This window comes from Spongiactinospora gelatinilytica, from assembly GCF_003236385.1.
Taxonomy (GTDB): domain Bacteria; phylum Actinomycetota; class Actinomycetes; order Streptosporangiales; family Streptosporangiaceae; genus Spongiactinospora; species Spongiactinospora gelatinilytica.
In genome coordinates, this window is sequence record NZ_POUA01000542.1 from 1 (window position 1) to 3761 (window position 3761).

At 69.3% G+C, this 3761-nt stretch carries 4 protein-coding genes; all 4 read left to right on the top strand.

The annotated features are described in order from the left end of the window. Positions 1 to 312 precede the first annotated feature (312 nt). Positions 313 to 696 carry a hypothetical protein gene (locus C1I98_RS36530; protein ID WP_111171852.1) on the top strand — a complete coding sequence of 128 codons (384 nt, stop codon included), beginning with the start codon at positions 313 to 315 and terminating at the stop codon, positions 694 to 696. Between the two features lie 2 nt (positions 697 to 698). Further along, positions 699 to 1814 (top strand): GNAT family N-acetyltransferase, encoded by a 1116-nt coding sequence (locus tag C1I98_RS36535; protein WP_111171849.1) that lies wholly within the window; start codon positions 699 to 701, stop codon positions 1812 to 1814. A 242-nt stretch (positions 1815 to 2056) separates the two neighbouring features. Beyond that, positions 2057 to 2887: a glycosyltransferase family 2 protein gene (locus C1I98_RS36540; protein ID WP_111171850.1), complete on the top strand. Its 831-nt coding sequence runs from the start codon at positions 2057 to 2059 to the stop codon at positions 2885 to 2887. Between the two features lie 5 nt (positions 2888 to 2892). Continuing rightward, positions 2893 to 3761, top strand: an 869-nt coding sequence (locus C1I98_RS36545) for a glycosyltransferase family 2 protein (protein ID WP_111171851.1), incomplete at its 3' end; no start/stop codon positions are given.

Sequence of the window (3761 nt, forward strand, 5' to 3'; positions counted from 1 at the left end):
GTCCGAGTCGGCGCCCGCCCCCTCGCCCCAGGACGGAGGCGTCACGCAGGGCGACTGAGCACGGCTCCGGCCCTTCCCAAGTCAAGGCACAGGCTGTCCGGAACTCCCCCCTACGATAGGGTATTTCACTCTTGTAAGATCGGCGGGGGGTGTGTAGGGAATAACGCTACGCTACGACGGCCTGCTCAGGTAAACCATGTCCTGGTGGAACGCGTCGCCATTGACGGTCAATGGTGGGGTTGATCCTATGGACGGGTTGGTCCACAGGACAGGACGATCCACCATGCCTTGACTCAGCTTGCGGGAGCCTTGATGCGCACGTACCGGCGACTTCTCACGTGGGTGCTCACGCTCGCGTGCGCCGCGGGCGCCCTGATCGCGCTCGCGGACATCGACACCCCGCTGCGCTTCGTCTTGACCCCCCTTTACCTGCTCGTGGTCCCCGCAGTGGCGGCAATCGGCCTTCTGCGGGATCGCGATGGCATCTCGGCACTAACCTTTGGTACGGGCGCGAGCCTCTTGGTCAATGTGCTGCTCGCGCAGGGGATGCTCTTTTGGGATGCGTGGTCCCCCCGGGCGGCCGTGGCGACGATCGCCGCACTCGGGGGGTTCCTGTACGTGCTGCGCGTCCTGCATCGGGGCGATACGGGGATGCGCCGGAATATGAGCTCGGCGGAGGGGATGGGGTCACCTTGAGCATGTCCATAACGATCGTCCGGCCCACGGACCTGGGTCCCGCCGAGACCGAGCGGTGGCGCGCGCTCCAGCAGGCCGATCCGGCCCTGGACAACGCGTTCCTGTCGGTGGAGTTCGCCCTGGCCATGGGCCGGCTCCGCGATTACGTCCGGGTCGCCGTCATCGAGGACGGCGGGCGGATCGCCGGGTTCTTCCCCTACGAGCGGCACGGCTTCGGCGTCGGCAAGCCGCTCGGCGGGTTCCTGACCACCTGTCACGGCCTGATCTCGGTGCCCGAGCTGAAGCTCGGCGCCCGCGAGTTGCTGCGGGCCTGCCGGCTGAACGTGCTGGAGTTCGACCACATGGTGGCGGGCCAGCCGACCTTCGCCCCCCACGAGACCGACGTACGACCGGCCCCCGTAATGGATCTCACAGCGGGCTTCGACGCCTACGCCGAGCAGGTGCGCGCCAACTCGCCGAAGAACTACAAGACCGTGCGCTACAAGCACCGCAAGCTCGGCCGCGAGCACGGGGACGTGCGGCTGGAGTGGGCCTCGCCCGACCCGGCCCTGCTGCGCACGCTGCTTGCGTGGAAGTCGCGCCAGTACCGCAGCACCGGCCGCGTGGACCGGTTCGCCCAGCCGTGGATCGTCCGGCTGACCGAGGAGATGCACGCCGCCGCCACCCCGGGCTTCGCCGGGGTGCTGACCATGCTCTACGCGGGAGACGTGCCCGTGGCGGGCCACTTCGGGCTGCGCACGGCCACCTCGCTGGTCGGCTGGTTCCCCGCCTACGACCCTGAGTACGCGCGTTACTCCCCCGGCATCGTGCATCACCTGCTGATGGCCGAGCACGCCGCCGGGGCCGGGCTGCACCAGGTCGACATGGGCAAGGGCGGCCGGGAGTACAAGGACTGGTTGAAGAGCGGGGTCCTGCTGGTGGCGGAGGGCCGGATCGCCCGGCCGTCCGCCACGGCCATGGTCCATTGGATCGGCAGGACCCCGGTCAGCAAGGCCAGAACCATCGTGACCGACAGACCGGAGCTGTACCGGCTGGCGGATCGCGTGCTCAAGGCCGCGGGCCGGCTGCGCACGGGCGGCCGTCCACCGGCGAGGTCACAAAAACCCGTGAAACCCTAGGGAGCGCGCAAATCGCTCCCTGATCAGGCACGACAATCAGCACAACAGCCCACCGCAAGGCCGCTCCGCTGCATCACCGCACCGAAACAGCACTGCACCGCCCCCTCAGTCACCAGCGCCGCAGGATATTTGATGATCCATAACTGGAATCGCATATTTTCACTGGCCGGCTCGCGCACGAGGCCCGGGTCCGTCTGGCGGTCTGCGCCGGCGACCGATCGCCCGGAAGGAAATCCCTCACGATGAGTCCCGATACCACCAAGCACAACGGCCATGCCCACGTGACGCCCCTGCGGCCGCCACCGCCGCTGGAGCGTTTCACTCCGGTGACGCCGCACATCGCGATCACTCCCACCGTGAGCGTGGTGGTACCCGCACTGAACGAAGCGGAAAACCTCCCGCACGTGTTCGCCACGCTACCGAACTGGATCAACGAGGTCGTCCTGGTGGACGGCAACTCCGTGGACGAGACGGTCGCCGTCGCCCGGCGGCTGCGGCCCAACATCCGGATCGTCACCCAGCAGGGCAAGGGCAAGGGCGACGCCCTGGCCGCGGGCTTCGCCGCCTGCACGGGCGACATCATCGTGATGATCGACGCCGACGGCTCCACCGACGGCCGGGAGATCGTCCGATTCGTCGGGGCGCTCGTCACCGGGGCCGACTTCGTCAAGGGGTCGCGCAACCTCAACGGCGGCGGCAGCGATGACCTCACCCATGGCAGGCACCTCGGCAACAAGGCGCTGACCCGGCTGGTCAACCTGCTGTATCGGGCCCGCTTCAGCGATCTCTGTTACGGCTACAACGCGTTCTGGGCCCGTCACCTCGACGCGCTCGCCGTGGACTGCGACGGCTTCGAGGTGGAGACGCTGATGAACATCCGCGCCCACCGGGCCGGGCTGCGGGTCGTGGAGGTACCGAGCCACGAGCGGGTCCGGCTGCACGGCACGAGCAACCTGAAGGTCACCAGGGACGGCATCCGCGTGCTTCGCACCATTCTGCGCGAGTGGCGCCGCCGGCCCCTGCCCGCTCCCGAACCCACCACCACCCGCGCGGCCGACCAGGGCGCCGCGTAGCCCCCATGAAGACCAGTGTCGTCATCTGCGTATACACGGAGGAGCGATGGGACGACATCCGTGAGGCGGTCGAGTCCGTCCGGGCCCAGCGGCGCGCGCCGCACGAGCTGATCCTGGTCGTGGACCACAATCCGGATCTGCGGCTCAAACTGAAGCACGAGTACCCGGACGCGATCGTCGTGGCGAACGCGCACGACCAGGGGCTTTCGGGCGGCAAGAACACCGGTGCCGAGATCGCCACCGGCGACATCGTCGCCTACCTGGACGACGACGCCGTCGCGGACCCGGGCTGGCTGGAGGCTTTGGAGGAGGGCTTCCAGCAACCGGGCACGGTCGGCGTGGGCGGGCGCACGTCACCACTGTGGGCGACCGGGCGGCGCCCGCGGTGGTTCCCGCACGAGTTCGACTGGACGGTCGGGTGCTCCTATGCCGGGATGCCCGTCCGCCGGGCCCGGGTGCGCAACGTGATGGGCGGCAACGCCGCCTTCCGCAGGGACGCGGTGACCGATGCCGGAGGGTTCCGCTCCGGCATCGGCCGCAGCGTGCAGGGGCGCAAGAGCCGCCCACTGGGCTGCGAGGAGACGGAGTTCTGCATCCGGCTGACACAGCGCAGCCCGGAGGCGGTGATCTGGTACGAGCCCGCCGCGCTGATCGGTCACAAGGTCTCCGCGCAGCGGTCCCGGTTCGCCTACCTTCGGACGCGGTGCTACGCCGAGGGCCTGTCCAAGGCGCTGGTGGCGGCCAGCGTCGGCGCCGGTGACGGGTTGTCCAGCGAACGCTCCTACGCGACCAGGACCCTGCCGCTCGGCGTGCTGCGCGGCCTCGGCGCAGCGCTGCGCGGCGATCTCGGGGGGCTGGGCCGGGCGGGCGCGAT